13 protein-coding genes and 1 pseudogene are annotated in these 18,734 nt (G+C 57.0%); 2 read left to right on the top strand and 12 right to left on the bottom strand.

Annotated features, from left to right (window positions below):
- Position 1: 1 nt before the first annotated feature.
- Positions 2–2,674: an alanine--tRNA ligase gene (alaS, locus tag GS636_RS01500; protein ID WP_171668207.1), complete on the bottom strand. Its 2,673-nt coding sequence runs from the start codon at positions 2,672–2,674 to the stop codon at positions 2–4.
- 177 nt (positions 2,675–2,851) lie between these two features.
- Entirely contained in the window at positions 2,852–3,919 is a 1,068-nt protein-coding gene (gene recA / locus GS636_RS01495) for a recombinase RecA (RefSeq protein ID WP_171183159.1), read from the bottom strand.
- 192 nt (positions 3,920–4,111) lie between these two features.
- Between recA and GS636_RS01490 the strand changes: the two genes are divergently transcribed.
- On the top strand, positions 4,112–4,705 hold the full coding sequence (locus GS636_RS01490) for a sulfotransferase family 2 domain-containing protein (protein WP_171668206.1): 594 nt from the start codon (positions 4,112–4,114) through the stop codon (positions 4,703–4,705).
- On the opposite strand, the pseudogene GS636_RS01485 reads toward GS636_RS01490, so the two are convergent.
- From GS636_RS01485 to guaB, 3 genes and pseudogenes are all read right to left on the bottom strand, one after another.
- Positions 4,706–6,996 (bottom strand): annotated as a pseudogene (locus GS636_RS01485) (ATP-binding protein).
- 110 nt (positions 6,997–7,106) lie between these two features.
- Positions 7,107–8,264 (bottom strand): RsmB/NOP family class I SAM-dependent RNA methyltransferase, encoded by a 1,158-nt coding sequence (locus GS636_RS01480; RefSeq protein WP_171668205.1) that lies wholly within the window; start codon positions 8,262–8,264, stop codon positions 7,107–7,109.
- Positions 8,265–8,338: 74 nt separating this feature from the next.
- On the bottom strand, positions 8,339–9,787 hold the full coding sequence (gene guaB / locus GS636_RS01475; RefSeq protein WP_171668204.1) for an IMP dehydrogenase: 1,449 nt from the start codon (positions 9,785–9,787) through the stop codon (positions 8,339–8,341).
- 206 nt (positions 9,788–9,993) lie between these two features.
- Here guaB and GS636_RS01470 point away from each other — a divergent pair, with 206 nt between their 5' ends.
- On the top strand, positions 9,994–12,042 hold the full coding sequence (locus GS636_RS01470; protein WP_171668312.1) for an ASKHA domain-containing protein: 2,049 nt from the start codon (positions 9,994–9,996) through the stop codon (positions 12,040–12,042).
- Positions 12,043–12,123: 81 nt separating this feature from the next.
- Here GS636_RS01470 and GS636_RS01465 read toward each other — a convergent pair whose 3' ends face one another.
- The 7 genes from GS636_RS01465 to GS636_RS01435 form a co-directional block, all read right to left on the bottom strand.
- Positions 12,124–12,537, bottom strand: coding sequence for a universal stress protein (locus GS636_RS01465; RefSeq protein ID WP_171646931.1), 414 nt, complete (start codon positions 12,535–12,537; stop codon positions 12,124–12,126).
- Positions 12,538–12,560: 23 nt separating this feature from the next.
- A complete protein-coding gene (locus tag GS636_RS01460) occupies positions 12,561–13,541 on the bottom strand; it encodes a zinc-binding dehydrogenase (protein ID WP_171668203.1) in 981 nt (326 codons plus the stop codon).
- Positions 13,538–14,299 (bottom strand): SDR family NAD(P)-dependent oxidoreductase, encoded by a 762-nt coding sequence (locus tag GS636_RS01455; RefSeq protein WP_171668202.1) that lies wholly within the window; start codon positions 14,297–14,299, stop codon positions 13,538–13,540. The genes GS636_RS01460 and GS636_RS01455 overlap by 4 nt, the downstream gene beginning before the upstream one ends.
- Positions 14,292–15,599: a histidinol dehydrogenase gene (gene hisD, locus GS636_RS01450; protein WP_171668201.1), complete on the bottom strand. Its 1,308-nt coding sequence runs from the start codon at positions 15,597–15,599 to the stop codon at positions 14,292–14,294. Before hisD ends, GS636_RS01455 begins: the two co-directional genes overlap by 8 nt.
- Positions 15,600–15,611: 12 nt before the next feature.
- The gene (locus tag GS636_RS01445; RefSeq protein ID WP_171089942.1) at positions 15,612–16,940 is read right to left on the bottom strand and encodes a TRAP transporter large permease; all 1,329 of its coding nucleotides are present in this window, start codon (positions 16,938–16,940) and stop codon (positions 15,612–15,614) included.
- 11 nt (positions 16,941–16,951) lie between these two features.
- The gene (locus GS636_RS01440; RefSeq protein WP_171089940.1) at positions 16,952–17,464 is read right to left on the bottom strand and encodes a TRAP transporter small permease; all 513 of its coding nucleotides are present in this window, start codon (positions 17,462–17,464) and stop codon (positions 16,952–16,954) included.
- A 111-nt stretch (positions 17,465–17,575) separates the two neighbouring features.
- Positions 17,576–18,721 carry a TRAP transporter substrate-binding protein gene (locus GS636_RS01435; RefSeq protein WP_171668200.1) on the bottom strand — a complete coding sequence of 382 codons (1,146 nt, stop codon included), beginning with the start codon at positions 18,719–18,721 and terminating at the stop codon, positions 17,576–17,578.
- Positions 18,722–18,734: the final 13 nt, after the last annotated feature.

Genomic DNA, 18,734 nt, shown 5'->3' with positions numbered 1-18,734 from the left:
CTTATCCTCCCAATACCTGCTCTGCGGCTTTGATCGCGGCATCTGCGTTCGAAGCATCTTTGCCGCCGCCCTGGGCCATATCGGGTCGACCACCGCCGCCCTTGCCACCCAGCTCAATAACCGCTGCCTTGACCAGATCCACCGCCGAAACGGTTCCGGTCAGGTCATCGGTCACACCGGCTGCAACCGCAGCCTTTCCACCGGTATCTGCGATAAGCAGTACGGCACCGGTTCCAAGACGGGCTTTATGTTCGTCGATCAGCGCCGGAAGGTCTTTACCCGACACACCGCTCAGGGCTTGTGCCAGGAATTTGACGCCGTTGACGTCCCGCGCTTCGGTTCCACCACCCTGCCCGGCGCCGCCCGCCATTGCCAAATCGCGACGCAGCTGAGCGACTTCGTTTTGCAACGATTTGCGCTCATCCAGAAGGCTCTTTACCCGCGCGACAACGTCGTCCGGTTGCGCCTTCAGTTCCAGTGCAACCTGCGCAAGCCGGTGATCCTGGGCCGAAAGGTAACGGTTCGCCTCATCCCCGGTCAGCGCTTCGATCCGGCGCACACCGGCGCTGCTGGCGCTGTCACCTAGTACCACAAAAGTGCCGATATCCCCTGTCTGGCGCACATGAGTACCACCGCACAGTTCTATCGACCATGTTTCTCCATCCTGTCCCTTGCCGGTCGGGGCTTTGCCCATCGAGACAACACGTACTTCGTCGCCGTACTTCTCTCCAAACAAAGCCTGAGCCCCAAGCTCACGCGCGTCGTCAGGCGTCATGATCCGGGTTTCAACGGTCGAGTTCTGGCGAATGAAGCTGTTCACCTCGCGCTCGACCTTTTGAATTTCCTCAAGGCTCAGCGCTTTGGAATGGCTGAAATCAAATCGCAGACGATCCGCCGCATTCAGCGAGCCACGCTGCGCCACATGATCCCCCAACGCTTCCCGAAGCGCTTCGTGCAGCAGGTGCGTGGCCGAATGGTTGGCACGAATGGCAGTACGGCGGGCGTGATCCACCTCAAGCTCGACCGCGTCGCCTTTGGACAGCTTGCCGTTTTCGACCGTTACCTTATGTGCATAGACTTTGCCGTCGGCGAATTTCCGGGTGTCCTCCACCCGGCTAAGGTCATCGCGGTCTTCGACTCGGCGCAGTTCACCCGTATCGCCAATCTGACCACCGGCCTCGCCATAAAACGGGGTCTGGTTCACGACAACCCAACCGCTGCCGCCTGCTTCAATAGTGTCGACCAAAGCGCCATCTACGACCAGCGCGGCAACTTGCGCTTCGGCCTTCTCTGTCTCATACCCAAGGAAATCCGTCGCACCGGCTGAGTCCAGCACGTCAAACCACACCGCCTGATCCGCAGCTTCGCCAGACCCGGCCCAAGCGGCCCGCGCCTTGGCTTTCTGCTCTGCCATTGCGGAATCAAACCCGTCGGTATCGACGGCACGACCCTTCTCGCGCAGCGCATCCTGCGTCAGGTCCAATGGGAAACCATAGGTGTCATAGAGTTTGAAGGCCGCTGCCCCTGGTAACGGCGCGCCTTCGGCCAGCCCTGCAACCTCGTCATCCAACAGCTTCAAACCGCGATCCAGTGTTTGCTTGAACTTGGTTTCCTCAAGCAACAGCGTCTCTTCGATCAAGGGCTGGGCCTGGGTCAGTTCCGAGTAATGCCCTCCCATGAGCTGCACCAACGATGGCACGAGGCGGTGCATAACCGGGTCTTTCGCCCCCAACAGGTGCGCATGGCGCATGGCGCGGCGCATGATCCGGCGCAGAACGTAACCACGCCCATCATTGCTGGGCATGACCCCATCGGCAATCAGGAACGAGGTGGAACGCAGGTGGTCAGCAATCACGCGGTGATGCACATTCTGGTCACCATAGGGATCCACACCGGTTGCATCGGCAGACGCCTCGATCAGGGTTTTAAACAGATCAGTGTCATAGTTGTCATGGCTGCCTTGCAGCAACGCGCCGATCCGTTCCAGTCCCATACCAGTGTCGATGGACTGCATGTCCAGTTCGATCATCGAACCATCTTCGAATTGCTCGTTTTGCATGAAGACGACGTTCCAGATTTCGATGAAACGGTCGCCATCTTCTTCGGCCGATCCCGGAGGACCACCCCAGATGTGATCGCCATGGTCATAGAAGATCTCGGTGCATGGTCCGCAGGGTCCGGTCGGGCCCATCTGCCAGAAATTATCATTGGTCGCGATCCGGATGATGCGATCTTCGGGCACGCCAACCTTTTTCCAGATCTCAAACGCCTCGTCATCGGTGTGATAGACCGTGGTCAACAGGCGGTTCTTGTCGATGCCGAATTCCTTGGTGATCAGGTTCCAGGCGAACGGGATAGCGTCATGCTTAAAGTAATCCCCGAATGAAAAGTTGCCCAACATCTCGAAAAACGTGTGGTGACGCGCGGTATAGCCCACATTGTCGAGATCGTTATGTTTGCCACCGGCCCGTACACATTTCTGCGCCGTCGTGGCGCGTGTATAGTCGCGGTTTTCAAGACCGGTGAACAGGTTCTTGAACTGGACCATGCCCGAGTTCACGAACATCAGCGTTGGGTCGTTACGCGGCACCAGCGGGCTGGATGCCACAACCTCATGCCCCTGTTTTTCAAAGTAGTTCAGAAAGGTCGATCGGATGTCGTTCAGGGTTGGCATAGGGCTCTCTCGGCGCACATAAATCTTGGTCCCCGCAGGTTTATCCCTCTGTCAGAAAAGTGTCCACAGCAGAGGTGCGCCAGAATGCAGCAAGGCGGTCCGATGGACCGCCTTGTTTTGTTCTTACCTACGTTCGTTTGGAAATACCCGGACTTCCGGTTTTCCAATCAGCGATCGTCACGCTTCGAGGATATCATCATCCTCGACAGCACCCGGTGGCATATCGAAATCCAGCCCATGTGCAGCGCGGATCTTGTCTTCAATGTCCAAGGCGATCCGGCTGTTGTCACGCAAATATTGCTTGGCGTTCTCACGCCCCTGCCCGATCCGTTCGTCGCCATAGCTGAACCAAGACCCCGATTTCTCGACCACGCCAGCTTTGACACCCAGATCCAGCAACTCACCCATTTTCGAGATACCTTCGCCGTACATGATGTCGAATTCCACCTGTTTGAAAGGAGGAGCAACTTTGTTCTTAACGACCTTGACGCGTGTCTGGTTGCCGACAACCTCGTCCCGGTCCTTGATCGCGCCGATGCGGCGGATATCCAGACGCACAGAGCTGTAGAACTTCAACGCGTTACCACCGGTGGTGGTTTCCGGGCTGCCGAACATCACACCGATTTTCATACGAATCTGGTTGATGAAGATCACCATACAGTTCGAACGGCTGATCGACCCCGTTAACTTACGCATCGCCTGGCTCATCAAACGGGCCTGAACGCCAACATTGCTGTCGCCCATATCGCCTTCAAGCTCGGATTTCGGTGTCAGCGCTGCCACCGAGTCGACAACGACCATGTTGACCGCACCCGACCGCACCAGCGTATCGGTGATTTCCAGGGCCTGTTCACCGGTGTCCGGCTGTGAAATCAGCAGCTCATCAAGGTCAACACCCAGTTTGCGGGCATATTGCGGGTCCAATGCGTGTTCCGCATCCACAAAGGCGCAAACACCGCCACGTTTTTGCTGCTCTGCGATGCAATGCAGTGTCAGCGTCGTTTTACCCGAACTTTCCGGGCCGTAGATTTCTACAATCCGCCCCATCGGCAGGCCGCCGATTCCCAGCGCGATGTCCAAACCCAGCGAGCCGGTTGAGCTTGCTTCGATATCCTGCGTGGCACCTTCGCCCAGCTTCATGATCGAGCCTTTACCGAATTGCCGTTCGATCTGGGCCAGTGCGCTGTCGAGCGCCTTTTGTTTGTCTGCGTTTTTCTTGTCGCTCATTGTCAGAAGATCCGCCATTGTCCTGTCGCCTTACCTTTTGTCACACCCTTGATCGGGCGGCAATCGCTGCTTTGTTCGCCTCTTGTTCCTTATGGGACCAAAAAGAGAACATTTCAACTAAAACTTACAGAACTCACTCTTCTGCAATTGTGTTAAAGAGTCGTTTACGACAATCTGTGCAAGCAATCAGGACAAGGCGAAACGCGGTACATGCTTGTTTTCTTTGAAGAACGTCTGGCTTTTCTTGCCGTTCCCAAGACTGGAAGCACGGCTTATCATATGGCCTTGCGTGATCGAGCTGATCTTGTGGTCACTCATCCACCAGAACTGAAACACGCGCCGGTGCGCCGGTTTGACCGTTTTTTTCAAAACATGTTTTTGAAAATGTACGACACGGAAATGGAAATCATGGCTGTTGTACGTGAACCCATCGACTGGCTGGGCAGTTGGTATCGGTTTCGCAGTCGCGAAGACCTGATTGGTCACCCTCATTCCACCCGCGACATAAGTTTTGACAAGTTTGTGCAAGCCTACATGCAAAACCAACGCCCTGAGTTTGCCGATGTTGGAAGCCAAAGTCAGTTTTTCCGCACCCGAAGCAATGGGCGTGGAGCGACACATGTCTTCAAATATGAAAACCAGACTGGGATTTTGGACTTTTTGCAAACGCGGCTGAACATTGACATCAATGTGCCACGCGAAAACGTGTCACCTGCAGGAGATCTAAGCCTTTCGCCGAGCACTGAACGACAATTCCGCAATACGCATGCAGCGGAGTTTGCCATTCATGACGCGGCGCTTTGATCAGTTCATTTGCTGAAAAACAGCCTCGGTCAACTGATTGAGAGAGAAAGGTTTGGGCAAAAACGTAAAGTTTGAAATGCCCGGCCCGGACTCGCCGAATGCGCCCTCGGTATACCCTGAAACAAACACAACGCGCGCGTCCGGGCGCGTTTCCCGCGCTTTGCGGACCCAGGTAGGCCCGTCCATGCCCGGCATGACCACATCCGTCACAAAGACATCCACGTTCAATGACGCGTCTTCGAGAAGTTTCAGCGCCTCTTCTGCCGAATCCGCTTCGAGAACGGTATACCCCTTCAATCGCAGCGCGCGGGTGGCAAAGGCGCGAACCGGTGCCTCGTCTTCGACCAGCAGCACCACCCCTTCGCCTTGCCGTGCACTTTGCGCGTCAGGTTTTGCCGGGGTTGTGATCTCGGTTTTTCATCAGTCGCGCACACTGGCAGAATGACCGTGAACTCCGTACCGCGCCCGACAACACTGTCGACGAAGATGAACCCGCCTGTTTGTTTCACAATGCCATAGACGGTCGAAAGACCAAGTCCAGTACCCTCACCTGTTCGTTTTGTTGTATAAAACGGCTCAAACACTTTTTGCAGCTTGTCGGCTGGAATACCTGTCCCGCTGTCCACCACCTTGACCGTGACATATTCGCCAGGTTGAACTGTCGCCCGATCTCGGCTGAGCGGTCGGGACAGCCGCATTATTTCGGTTTCGATACGAATCTCTCCGCCTTCAGGCATGGCGTCACGGGCGTTGACGACAAGGTTCATCAGAACCTGTTCCAGTTGTCGTTTGTCGGCCCGCACCGGTTTGAGAATCGGGTCATGGCTTAGCGTCAATTGCACCTTTTCACCCACCAAACGGTTTAGCAGGTGAATAAGGTCCGAAATCGTGTCACGCAGATCCAACACTTCGGGTCTGAGCGTTTGTTTTCGGGAGAACGCCAGAAGCTGACTGACCAGGGCCGCGGCACGGTTGGCGTTTTGGTTGATCTGAACAAGATCCCCAAAATCCGGATCGTTCTGGTCGTGCCGCAACAACAACAAATCGCAGTGACCGGAAATCGCTGTTAGCAGATTGTTGAAATCATGCGCAACGCCTCCGGCCAATTGCCCAACGGCTTGCATTTTCTGACCCTGAACGAATTGCGCCTCTAGCGTTTTCAACTCGGTCGCGTCGTTCAGGACTGCTATCAGACCCACCTTCCCGTCGATGACAACTTTGCTCAATGTGACTTGAACAAAGACTTCTTTGTCGTCCCGGCTAAGCTGCAGAAACTCTGACTTAGGTACATCCGCTTCCGAGGCGACCCCTGCAAGCCAATCCCGAAGTGGAAGCCGCAGCCCTCGCATGATGTCGTCTATACAGGTTCCCTTAAGGCTGTCTTTCCCCAACAACTTTATCGCCAGCCTGTTCGTGTCGAGGATTGTGCCGTCTGACGAAAGGGTCAAGATTGGAATCGGAAGATCCTCGAAAGACGCACCGGCACCTTGTGTTGTGGACGTGCCGACAGGGATCAGGCCCAAATGATGCTTCGACCCCGTGGTCGACAAATTAGCGACGGCGGCTGAGACCAGACCGTCACGGGCGTTCACCAAATTTGTGGCCCCAATTACCGGTGCACCGTCAAGAAAGACGTCCTGAACACGTTTCACGTCAGAACCAAGCATCTTTTCGGCAGCGGAATTGGCATGCTGGATTTCGCCTTTATGCCCAACGGAAAGAACCGGGATGGCCAAGTCACGGCTGTTTACCCCCTCGCCCTCTTCAAAGCGCCAACAAAACAACTCGGTGTCCAGCCGAGACACGGTGAGGGATAACATGTTCGCGCTGTTGGGAAACTCATCATAGGCACGGCCATGCGATTGTGCCTGAGATTGCAACCGAAGCAAAACGGCCTGAGGGTTCGAAAAGGTCGATCGCAAGCATAAACTCAGGGACTTACCAGTTTCGGCCCCAAACCGTTTTTGTGCGTGTATGTTCGCGACCAGAATATCGCCAAACCGGTCGGCCACCAGCAAGGGGGCAACCTCCAGTTCCGCAAATGCCCTCATCAGGGCTGCACTGCGCTGTGCGGATCGGATGGCCAATCGCCCCTTTATCGTGACGCAAAGCACCGCAAATAAAAGGGAAACACCGGCCACTGTAAGGCCAGAACTCCACTCCGGCGGCAACAGACCTGTGATTGGCGCTAAGGCGATCAAAAGAGCCAAGCTCAGAAGCGATCCTACGCGCGTCGCTGAAGGCAGTTGGGTGTAAGAGAGGTCGCGTACAGAAAATGCAGTGTCAGACATAAACGGCTCAAACGCAAAAAGGTGTCGGAAGTAACATCCAAAATGGTTAATGCCCGCTTAACTAAAGAATGCGGGAAATTATCTACCTTAGGTTGTTATTTGCCCGAGCCTTATCTCGTCAAGTGTGCCGTGAAAAACCCGTCTGACCCGTGTGCGACTTGCCATGATTTGCGGAATGTCTCGGCCCATTCCGGGTTTCGCGCCAAAAAGGAATCAACGATTGCGTCGTTTTCGTCAGCCAGAACCGAGCAGGTGGCATAGGCGAAAATACCGGCCTTTCGAACTAACACGCTCGTATTCTGTAAAATTCCGGATTGGATTTGCGTGAGATCTTGCAAGCGCTCTTCGGTCAAAGCCCACTTTCCCGCAGGTGCGCGCCGCCACGACCCGCTACCAGAACACGGAGCATCCGCAAGTACGATGTCAAAAGGCTCTTGTTCATCTAGTTCCTTTGACGTCAGAATTTTCACGTGGGCCCCGGCGCGTTTTGCGCGCGCAGGAAGATCCCGCATCCGGGCTGCATTCACGTCATGGGCAAAGACTTGGACACCATTAAACGCAGCCAAGGCCAGCGATTTGCCACCGCCCCCTGCGCAGTAGTCAAGGACACGCATGCCCGGCTGAAGCTCTAGCGCCGCAACAACCGCCTGACTGGCAGCGTCTTGTAGTTCGACCAACCCGTCCTGATAGGCGCGGCCCTGCGCAATCTTGCGCGCGCCTTCGGTCACTTCCAAAGCTGTCGTGCAAAACGCGTGCGGCTGCGCTGTAACGCCATCGGCCTGCAGCACGGCTATCGCAGACGCTGCATCAGCCTTGAGCAAGTTCACCCTTAAATGCACCGGAGCCCGTAATCGCAGCGCCTCGGCCACGACCGGAGTCTCAGATCCCAACGAAGCCGAAAACCGGGGCCAAAGCCATTCGGGAATATCAAGTCGTTCGGCGTCTGACCGAAAGGCCCGTGCGATCTCTGACGGCTGCACGGGATCAGGCGCATGTCTGTCGCCTGTGAATATGGCTGCTGTGTCCCCACCCTGAGCCCGCGTTGCGCCAATCATCAAACCGCGCCCGGTGTGGCCACCGCCAAGCGCTGCAAAGGATCGCTGGCAGCGCAGTGCATCAAACACATGATCCCGTACCGCTGCGCGATCTTTTGATCCTGCAAAGCGGCTGCGACGTGCCCATCCGGTCAACGCCTTTTCAACGGGCGCTCCGGTCAAAATCTCGTCCAAGATTTCAATCGCGGCCTGAACACGAGCTGCCGGGGTCATGTCGACCTCCCTAAGGTGTGGGTGAACGCAAAACGGCGCCCGTGTCTGGGCGCCGCATGCAACAGGTCAGCAGATCACATCACCCGGTAATTGGGGCTTTCGCGGGTGATCTGAACGTCATGCACGTGGCTTTCCTTCAGACCGGCACCGGTGATTTTAACAAAGCTGCAATTTTTACGCATCTCTTCAACGGTTGCGCAGCCAGTATAGCCCATTGCTGCACGCAGGCCGCCTACAAGCTGGTGGATCACAGCGCTGGCGGAGCCTTTGTAAGGCACCTGCCCTTCGATACCTTCAGGCACCAGCTTGTCATTGGCTGCGTCCTTCTGGAAATACCGGTCCGCCGATCCACGCGCCATGGCACCCAGGCTTCCCATCCCGCGATAGGATTTGAACGAGCGACCCTGATATAGAATGACTTCGCCCGGGCTTTCATCGGTGCCTGCGATCATCGAACCTACCATGGCGCAAGAGGCACCTGCAGCAATCGCCTTGGCAAAATCGCCCGAGAATTTGATGCCTCCGTCAGCGATGACGGGCACGTCACCTGCGGCTGCCGAACAATCACTGATCGCGGTCAGCTGCGGTACGCCAACGCCCGCCACCATGCGCGTGGTGCAGATCGACCCCGGACCGATACCAACCTTGATGGCGTCAGCCCCCGCATCAATCAATGCTTTGGTCGCTTCACCTGTGGCAACGTTTCCTGCGATGATCTGAACTTCATTGGATAGCGTCTTAACGCGCTTTACCGCGTCCAACACGCCTTGCGAATGGCCATGAGCAGTGTCGACCACAATGATGTCCACACCCGAATCCACCAGTTGTTCCGAGCGTTCAAAGCCCGCGTCACCGACCGATGTGGCGGCAGCTACGCGCAGACGGCCCAGCCGATCTTTACAAGCTGTTGGGTTCAAGACGGCTTGTTCAGTGTCTTTCAAAGTTAAAAGCCCGGTCAGCTTCCCCTGGGTGTCTACCACAAGCAGCTTTTCGATGCGTCGGGCCCGCATCAGGCTTTTGGCTTCTTCCAGATCTGCGGGTTCTTGCAGCATGGCCAGATTGTCAGCCGTCATCATCGCCTTGATCGGAGTGTCGTCCGAAGTGGCAAAACGCATATCCCGGTTGGTCACGATGCCCACAACGCGACCTTCCGCATCCACGACAGGAAAACCGGTGAAGTTGTAGCGTTCTACAAGGGCCTGTGCATCTGACAGCGTCTGATCCGCGCGCAACGTGACAGGGTTATAAACGATACCCGATTCAAACCGCTTGACCCGGCGCACTTCGCGGGCTTGTTCTTCGACCGAAAGGTTCTTGTGAATGACCCCGATGCCACCGGCTTGGGCCATTGCAATCGCCATGCGCGCCTCGGTCACGGTGTCCATGGCCGAGCTCAGCAGCGGTATGTTCATGGTGATTTCACGCGTCACACGTGTGGTGGTATCTGCTGTCGCCGGAAGCACTGAAGATGCGCCCGGAACCAGAAGAACGTCGTCAAAGGTGAGTGCCTCACGAATCTGCATCTGAAAACCCCATGCAAAAGCCCGTTTGACGGCGACCCTATCGCATGGATTGAACCAAAGGGAAAGCCCCCCAAAGCAACTCAAGGCAATGGCGGTGCAGAAAACGCCGCAAGCTGAGCAAATCGTGCCGCTGATAGCCCTTTCCCTTTGCGCTCAACATCATATCTTGCGCCCAATACGCGCGAATATGAAAAGGTATGTCTCTGATGACCACCGACCCACTTGTCGTCTTTACGCCCTCTGGTAAACGCGGACACTTCCCCGTCGGAACTCCGATTCTAACTGCGGCCCGTCAGTTGGGCGTGGATCTGGATTCGGTTTGTGGCGGGCGTGGGATCTGCTCCAAATGCCAGATCACACCCAGCTATGGCGAATTTCCCAAGCATGGTGTCACCGTATCCGAAAACGCGCTGAGCGAATGGAACGCGGTTGAACAGCGCTATGACGACAAGCGAGGCTTGAAACCGGGCCGTCGTCTGGGATGTCAGGCGTCCGTGCAAGGTGATGTCGTGATCGATGTCCCACCCGAAAGCCAGGTGCACCGTCAGGTCGTGCGCAAGGCGGCCGCGGCCCGTGCCATCACCATGGACCCGGCGACTCGCCTGTACTTCGTGGTCGTCGAAGAACCCGACATGCACTCACCCACGGGCGATCTTGAGCGTCTGGAACGTGCCCTGCGCGAGCAGTGGAAGATCGAAGCTGTCACAGCCGATCTGTCGCTTTTGTCCAAGCTGCAGCCGGTGCTGCGCAAGGGCAAGTGGGAGGCCACGGTGGCCGTTCATAAGGGCCACAACGACAGCGTTGCCCGAATTGTCGAAATCTGGCCGGGCCTGCATGAAGGCGGGCTTTATGGCTTGGCGATCGACCTCGGCTCGACCACCATCGCAGCCCACCTGACCGATCTGGAAACAGGTGAGGTCAAGGCGTCCTCGGGTCTGATGAACCCGCAGATCCGGTTTGGCGAAGACCTGATGAGCCGCGTTTCATATTCGATGATGAACCCCGGCGGCGATCAGGAAATGACCAAGGCCGTGCGCGAGGCGATCAACGATCTGACCACCTCAATTGCCGAAGAGGCCGAGATCGACGCCGCACTGATCGTGGAAACCGTATTTGTTTGTAACCCGGTCATGCACCACTTGCTATTGGGTCTGGATCCGGTTGAGCTGGGGCAAGCACCTTTTGCGCTGGCCACATCGGAGAGCATGTCCCTGCCCGCGCGCGAGATGGATCTGACGACCATGAATCCACGCGCGCAGATCTATATCCTGCCGTGTATCGCAGGCCACGTAGGCGCGGACTGCGCCGCCGTGGCGCTGTCGGAGGAACCGGGCAAATCCGAAGATCTGGTCTTGATAGTGGACGTAGGCACCAACGCGGAAATCCTGTTGGGCAACACCAGCCGCGTTCTCGCCTGTTCTTCGCCCACTGGCCCTGCCTTCGAAGGCGCTCAGATCAGTTCTGGCCAGCGCGCGGCCCCCGGCGCGATCGAGCGGATTGAGATCGACCCTGTTACCAAAGAACCCCGGTTCCGCGTGATCGGGTCCGAGAAGTGGTCGGATGAAGAAGGGTTTGACCTTGATATCGCAACCACTGGCATCACCGGCATCTGTGGTTCCGGCATCATCGAGGCGGTTGCTGAAATGCGTATCGCCGGCTTGCTGGATGAAAGCGGATTGATTGGTTCGGCCGAGCAGACTGGCACAGCACGCTGTGTCCCCGAAGGACGAACCCATGCCTATCTGATCCACGACGCCAGCGCCGAAGGTGGCCCGCGCATCACCGTCACCCAAGGCGATATCCGCGCAATCCAGCTGGCGAAATCGGCGCTTTATGCCGGTGCACGCCTGCTGATGGATGAAATGGATGTCGAACGCGTGGACCGTGTGGTTTTGGCCGGCGCGTTTGGGGCGCATATCTCAACCAAACACGCAATGGTACTAGGCATGATACCGGATGCGCCGCTTGAGAAAGTCTCCAGCGCGGGTAACGCCGCTGGTACAGGCGCACGTATTGCACTGTGCAATATCTCAGCACGGACCGAGATTGAACGCGTTGTACGCGAGATCACGAAAATTGAAACCGCTATCGAACCAAAGTTCCAGGATCACTTCGTCGCGGCCAACGCGATTCCACACAAAACTGATCCATTCCCGGAACTGGCGCAGGTTGTCACGTTGCCCCACCCAAGCTTCAACACCGGCGGTGCCGACACCGAAGCCGGTGGCGGTCGCCGCCGTCGGCGTCGCGGATAATCATACATTGGAACGACCGGCACTTGGTTGCCGGTCGTTCCTTGCAGAAATTCCAAGTTCAATGGCCGTCAATGCCAGGAATCAAGTCAGACCGCGGTGCACATGCACGGCGCACGGCGCGTGACGAACAACGCGCGAAGCTGTCGATCCTAGGAAATAGTCGCTCAACCCCGGTTGGTGAGAACCAATGACGATACAATCGATGCTCCTGCTTGTGGCATAATCAATGATCGTCCGGGCAGTGTGGCCTTTGACGATTTCGGGTGTCACACCTTCAAGGCCCTCAACCTTTTCCAACAGTTTCAGTCGCGCACGGTCAAACCCTTCTGCGACAACGGATTTATCCAGATAGGCACTTACAGATCCCTGTGGCATTTCGTAAACATGCAATGCGATTATGTCGGCCCCGTTTTCCGACAATGCGCGAGCAACTTCCAGCGTGTGCTGCGATATGCCGTGATCCAATGCCATAGGGACAAGAACTTTTTTATACATCGAGGCCTCCAAATCTGGCGGGACTATGCCCAGGGTCTCAGGATAATCTTAGGGGCTGCCACAGCACCAGAGCGGATATCGCGAAATGCCTGCGCCCCTTCAGCCAAGGCGCGTTCCTCAGCCCAGTCCAACGCGCCCAGCCGTCCGTCAAAGATCGCTTCTGCCGTTTCGCGGAAATCCCGAGCGGTATACGTGTATGTGCCGATAAAGGTTATTTCCTGCAACGTCATGCGGCGCACGTCCAGACCGCCGGTGTCTTCGCCAAGACCTACATGCGCGATCACACCGCCGGGGTCCGCGACGGCTGATGCGACGGATCGTGTTGCCGCAAAACCCACAGCGTCGATAACGAGCGGGAAGTTTCCAATCGCAGCGTCCGCAATTTTTAAGTTCTCAACCTGCTGCAGAAAAGTCCGGCGTAAGGCGTTGGGTTCTGCAATTGTGACATCTTCGACCTCCATCGCACGCAAGGCCAATGCGGCGGCAAGCCCGATCGCGCCGCCGCCAATGACCAGAGCGCGACGGGGCATCGCCGGGTGCAACGCTTCCAGCGCCAACCGCGCTGCATGCCAACTGACAGCCAGTGGTTCGGCCAACGCGGCCTTCGCAAACGAGATATGATCCGGTACGACAACCAGATTTCTGTCCGGCATCGAGACAAACTGCGCAAAGGCCCCTTCGCGTGGTGGCATTGAAATGATCTGACGATCCGGGCACAGATTTTCACGACCTGCCACGCAGGCTGGACATTGACCGCAGCTCACCAGCGGATTGATCGTTACACGATCTCCTGCGCGAAGACCTTCGACAATCACCCCGGCGGCTTCATGCCCAAGGATCAAAGGAGCCGGTCGCCGCGCATCATGGCCAAGATACGCGTGCATGTCTGATCCACAGATGCCTACGGCTTCAATTCGGATCAGATGTTCAGATGCAGCGGGCACTGCATTCGGCACATCGCCGAACTCCATCTGTTCTACACCTTTGTAAACCAGTGCTTTCATTTGGCCGTGAACCCTCCATCCACCATCAAAACCTGTCCGGTCACATAGTCCGAGGCGCGTGAACACAGGAAAAGAATCGGTCCGTCGATATCCTGCATCCGACCATTGCGCCCAATGCAGGTTTGCGCCGCATTTCGCTTGGCACGATCTGGGTCATCGAACACGGCCTGCGTCAGCTCCGTGGGAAAGAACCCTGGTCCGATGGCATTTGCTGTAATGCCAAAGGGCGACCATGCCTCGGCCATCGCGCGGGTCAATTGCCCGATCCCCGCCTTCGTTGCGCCATAGGCGATACCACCGGGAAACGCACGCGTTGTTTGCAGCGAAGCAAAATTGACAATGCGCCCCCACCCCTTGTCTTTCATCGCAGGCACCATGGCCTGACTTAGAAAAAACGGTGCGCTGAGGTTCACCGCCAGCGTGGCGTCCCACCCTTCTGGTGTCACATCATCGGCGGCCTCACGCGTGTTTAGCCCAGCCGCATGAACCAGAATGTCGGGCGCGCCAAACTTGGCGCCGACGGCTTCCGCCACGCGATCAATTCCGTCACGATCAGCGACATCGGCTTCCACTGAAGCGGACCGAGATCCAATCTCGGCTTGCATCTGCGCCAACGCATCTTGGCGCCGCGCCACGCCAACAACCTGCGCACCTGCTGCTGCGAGCGCGCGCGCCACTTGCCGCCCCAGACCCGAGCTTGCACCGGTGACACAAGCCACCCTACCCGTCAGGTCAAACAAAGCACGCGGATCATCCATCTGCGGTCAGATCAAACTGCTCATCCGGGAAATACTTGGCCAGACGCACGTCTGCGGCACGCGCGTGCCCTTCCATCCCTTCCAGCCGCGAAATCCGCGCAGTTGCAACGGCAATGGGCTTGGATCCCTCCCGCGTTGCCCGCTGCCAGGTCACGATCTTCATGTATTTGTGGACGCTCAGACCGCCGGTATAACTGGCCGCGCCAGAGGTCGGCAGAACGTGATTGGTTCCGGTGGCTTTGTCGCCATAGGATACAGTGGTTTCCTCTCCCAGAAACAACGAACCATAGCAGGTCAACCGGTCCAGCCACCAATCCAGATCCTCGGCCTGCACGGTCAGGTGTTCGGGGGCGTATTCATCGGAACACGCAGCCATGTCTTCGCGATTATCGCAGACGATGACCTCGGCATAGTCCCTCCACGCGGCTGCAGCGTTTTCCTTGTTCAATTCGGGTAAATCGTCGATCAACTGCGGCACCAGCTCCATAACTTTCTGAGCCAAGGCACGATCATCCGTCACCAGCCAAACCGGAGAGTTATACCCGTGTTCGGCCTGACTGACCAAGTCGGTGGCAACCACATGTGCATCTGCGCTGCTATCGGCCAGGATCAGGGAGTCAGTTGGTCCCGCAATCATGTCGATGCCAACCTTGCCGTAGAGAATGCGCTTGGCCTCGGCCACGAACTGGTTGCCCGGCCCAACAAGGATGTTTGCACGCGGCAAACCAAACAGGCCGTAGGTCATCGCCGCGACGCCCTGCACACCGCCCATCGCCAGAATACTGTCAGCCCCGCAGATATGGGCCGCATAGACAATCGCAGGCGCAACCCCTTCGCCCGGACGAGGCGGCGAGCACGCTGTGATGTGGCGGCATCCGGCAACCTTGGCTGTGGTCACAGTCATGATCGCACTGGCGATATGGCTGTAGCGTCCGCCGGGCACATAGCACCCTGCCGCGTCGACGGGGATGGCCTTTTGCCCTGCGACAACACCGGGCACAATCTCGGTCTGAACGTCCGACACGGTGGCCTTTTGCGTTTCGGCAAAGCGACGCACATTGTCATGGGCAAAGCGGATATCAGCCTTCAACTTCTCGGGCACCAGCGCTATGGCGGCATCGATCTCGTCCTGAGTCATCAGGACATTGCCCTCGAACTTGTCGAACTTGGCAGCGTATTCCAGAGCCTTGGCGTCACCTCCTGCCTCGATATCAGACAGGATTGTCTTGACCGTATCATGCACCTCGGTCGCATGAGACTGCGCCGTAAGGGTCGCCTTTTTCAGATAGTCACGGGGCATGTTCAAAAGGTCCTATTGGTAGATTTCAGGAAGCAAGGTGGTCGAGACAGCTGGTACGTAGGCGATCAGCAACACCACGATCAGCATGGTCAATACAAAGGGCACAGCTCGGGCGGCAATCTTCAGAATCGACTCGCCGGTAATGCCAGATACAACGAACAGGTTCAGACCCAGCGGTGGTGTGATGAAACCAACACCCAGCGCAGTGATCATCATTATGCAGAACTGGATCTCGTTCATGCCAATGTTGTCGGCCAGCGGTTTCAGGATCGGTGCAAGGATCACGATGTTCGGTGTCGTTTCCATGACGCAACCCGCAGCGATCAAGATGCCGATCATCAACAGGATCAGCAGATAAGGATCATCCGTCAGCGACGTGACCGAGGTCACAAAGCCCTGAGGCACACCCATGATCGCCAGCGCTTCGGCCAGCGGCGCAGAAAAAGCGATGATGGGAAGGATGACACCGTTTACCTTGGCAGAGCTGACCAGCATCGACGGGAAGTCCGCCAGCGTCAGTGTGCGTAGGATGAAGCCCATGATGATGGTGACGACAACAGCGGTCGCACCGGCCTCGGTCGGCGTCAAGCGACCCGAGAAGATGCCGTAGAAGATGATGCCCGGCACGATGAAGGCGTACCAGCCGGATTTGAGCGCCTTGCCCAAGTTGGACAGCCACTCACCCATGGTCATCATGCCACCGCCTTCGTAGGCATAAAGGCGATTCATGATGATGTTGGTGATCAGGATCGATACCAGAATGGCCAGTCCGGGGATCAGAGCGGCCAGAAACAGCGTCGAAGCTGAAATACCCAGCACAAGCCCGATGATGATATAGGCAATCGACGGCGGGATCAGAATGCCGGTACAGGCCCCGGCGGCTACCAGCGCACAGGCATAGGGGCGCGGATACCCGCTTTCAACCAGACGGTTGATGGTCATCCGACCCACAGCAGCAGCGCCCGCCGCGTCCGAGCCCGAGATCGCCGCAAACATGCCACAGACAAGCACGGTGGCCGACCCAAAGCCGCCTTTGGCAAAGCAGGTCAGCGCTTCGGCCACGTCCAGAAACTTGCGCGATAACCCTGTGCGAACCAGAACGTCCCCGGTCAGAATGAACAGGGGCACAGCGGTCAACGCAAAGGCATCGATACCGGTGAAAAGGCTTTCGCCCACCAAGCTTAGCGGCAAGTCGCCGGACATGATCAGCATGACGATAGCTGCCGACCCAATGGCGGCCCAAACGGGCACAGCCATGGCGATCAAGGCAACGAACAGGATCACGGGGACATAGAAATCCCAGCCGAGTTCAACAGTTTGATTGAGGGAATTCCAAAGCATTCAATTTCTCCTCAGTCAAACAGCTTGTCGCCTTCGAAGACGGGAGTGCCGTCTCGCAGACATTTCAGATCACGCATCAGGGATTGGATCAGCCGCCAGATCATCAGCGCAAATCCAGTGGGTACAGCCATCAGGAACCAGACTTTCGAAACCCGCAGGCCATCTGTTACCGAGCCGAATTTGGCCGAGACATGAACCGCCTCGTAAGACCAATAGAGCGCGATAACGGCCACGACGAACATCACCAGATCGCCGAAGATATAAAGCAACGCCTTAGGGCGCGGCCCAAGGTAATGCATGATGACGTCAATTCGGATATGCGCACGTTCCTTGACCGCAGCGGCCGCCCCGATCCAGGCGAGGTAGATGAAGGAATAGCGCACGATCTCTTCGCCCCAGATCGAAGAGTAAGCGAAGATCTCACGCCGCAGCACCTCGATCGCCATGGTGATCACCAGCATCACGTAGAACACCAGCAACAGCCAACGCTCTGCGTTTCGGTCAATGTTTTGAAGAACGGTCATCTGATCCTCTGGCGATAGGACAGCCAGACCCGCGCCTGCCGTGGCGGGCCGATTACAGCCTGACTGTAGAAAACAATCGTGGACGCCTGGATGGCGTCCACGCATAACGCCTTAGGCGTCGTGAACGTAGTATTTGCCCTGCGTTCCGGCAGCTTCGACCAGCTTTTCGAAGTTTTCCATCGACCCGGCCAGTTCGGTCTTGAACGGATCCCAGTCGGCGTTCTGATAACCGCCCGCATCCTGCCATTCGGCCAGTTGGTCTTCGCTGAGCGAGTGGAATTGGACGCCTGCCTTGTTCAGCTCGGCCATGGCATACGCGCGTGCCGACGGAACCTTGGACAGGTTCTGGTGCGCGGTCATTTCAGACCCCCACATGATGCCTTCCTGAACGTCAGCGGGCATCGAGTTGAACCACTCGAGGTTACAGGAATAAACCTGACTGTCCGGAACCGCTTGTGTGAAGGTCACGTGGCTCAGTATGTCCTTGAAGCCGAAGACAAACAGCGCGCCAACCGAAGGATCAAGCGCATCTGCGACACCTTGTTTGATGGCCGAAGGTGTCTCACCCCAGGCAACAGGGGTCGGGTTGGCGCCAACCATACGGTAATATTGCTGGAGCATCTTCGAGCCGGGAACACGGAACTTGATTCCACTCATGTCGCCCGGCGTGATGACTGCATTGCCACCCTGACGAACCGCAACGACACGGGGATCAATGTTCACATAGAACAGCGCCTTGAAGCCCGCAGCTTCGACCTTGGGATGAACCTCATTCTTCCACGTATCCGAATGGACAAGGTTGGTGAAACGCTGGTTCGAACCGCACAGATACGGCATGTTGATCAGATCAACGGTCGACGCAAATGGCGCGAAGTTCGACAGCGAATGCTGCGCCACCTGAATGGTGCCGCCCTGCACTTTCTGCACAAGGGATCCACCGGCACCCAGCTGCCCACCCGGAGCGAGTTTGACATAGACTTTACCATTGGTGGCATTCTGGATGTTTTCTTTAAGATCCAGCTGCATGATCGGATAGCTGCGCGATGCCCCCAAAACATACGCCGTCGCGATGGTCATCACATGATCGGCCGCCTTTTCCCGCTCGCTTTCTTCTTTGGCGGTCTGCGCTGCGGCTTCAGACGACCACAACACCCCGCCTGCTCCGGCGACCAAAGCGGCCGTGAACGCACCACTTGCGCTCAGCTTTAGGAAATTGCGACGTTCGGCTGACGCCAGTTCGGTCTTGTCGTTGTTCATGAATTGCCCTCCC

The organism is Ruegeria sp. HKCCD4884, from assembly GCF_013110855.1.
Taxonomy (GTDB): domain Bacteria; phylum Pseudomonadota; class Alphaproteobacteria; order Rhodobacterales; family Rhodobacteraceae; genus Ruegeria.
The sequence above is the reverse complement of the archived record's forward strand: the minus strand, read 5'-3'. Positions and strand labels throughout refer to the sequence as shown.

Coding starts and splice junctions, on each gene's coding strand:
- alaS (WP_171668207.1), bottom strand. CDS start 2,674: ATGCCAACCCTGAACGACATCCGATCGACCTTTCTGAACTACTTTGAA.
- recA (WP_171183159.1), bottom strand. CDS start 3,919: ATGGCGGATCTTCTGACAATGAGCGACAAGAAAAACGCAGACAAACAA.
- GS636_RS01490 (WP_171668206.1), top strand. CDS start 4,112: ATGCTTGTTTTCTTTGAAGAACGTCTGGCTTTTCTTGCCGTTCCCAAG.
- GS636_RS01480 (WP_171668205.1), bottom strand. CDS start 8,264: ATGACCCCGGCAGCTCGTGTTCAGGCCGCGATTGAAATCTTGGACGAG.
- guaB (WP_171668204.1), bottom strand. CDS start 9,787: ATGCAGATTCGTGAGGCACTCACCTTTGACGACGTTCTTCTGGTTCCG.
- GS636_RS01470 (WP_171668312.1), top strand. CDS start 9,994: ATGACCACCGACCCACTTGTCGTCTTTACGCCCTCTGGTAAACGCGGA.
- GS636_RS01465 (WP_171646931.1), bottom strand. CDS start 12,537: ATGTATAAAAAAGTTCTTGTCCCTATGGCATTGGATCACGGCATATCG.
- GS636_RS01460 (WP_171668203.1), bottom strand. CDS start 13,541: ATGAAAGCACTGGTTTACAAAGGTGTAGAACAGATGGAGTTCGGCGAT.
- GS636_RS01455 (WP_171668202.1), bottom strand. CDS start 14,299: ATGGATGATCCGCGTGCTTTGTTTGACCTGACGGGTAGGGTGGCTTGT.
- hisD (WP_171668201.1), bottom strand. CDS start 15,599: ATGCCCCGTGACTATCTGAAAAAGGCGACCCTTACGGCGCAGTCTCAT.
- GS636_RS01445 (WP_171089942.1), bottom strand. CDS start 16,940: ATGCTTTGGAATTCCCTCAATCAAACTGTTGAACTCGGCTGGGATTTC.
- GS636_RS01440 (WP_171089940.1), bottom strand. CDS start 17,464: ATGACCGTTCTTCAAAACATTGACCGAAACGCAGAGCGTTGGCTGTTG.
- GS636_RS01435 (WP_171668200.1), bottom strand. CDS start 18,721: ATGAACAACGACAAGACCGAACTGGCGTCAGCCGAACGTCGCAATTTC.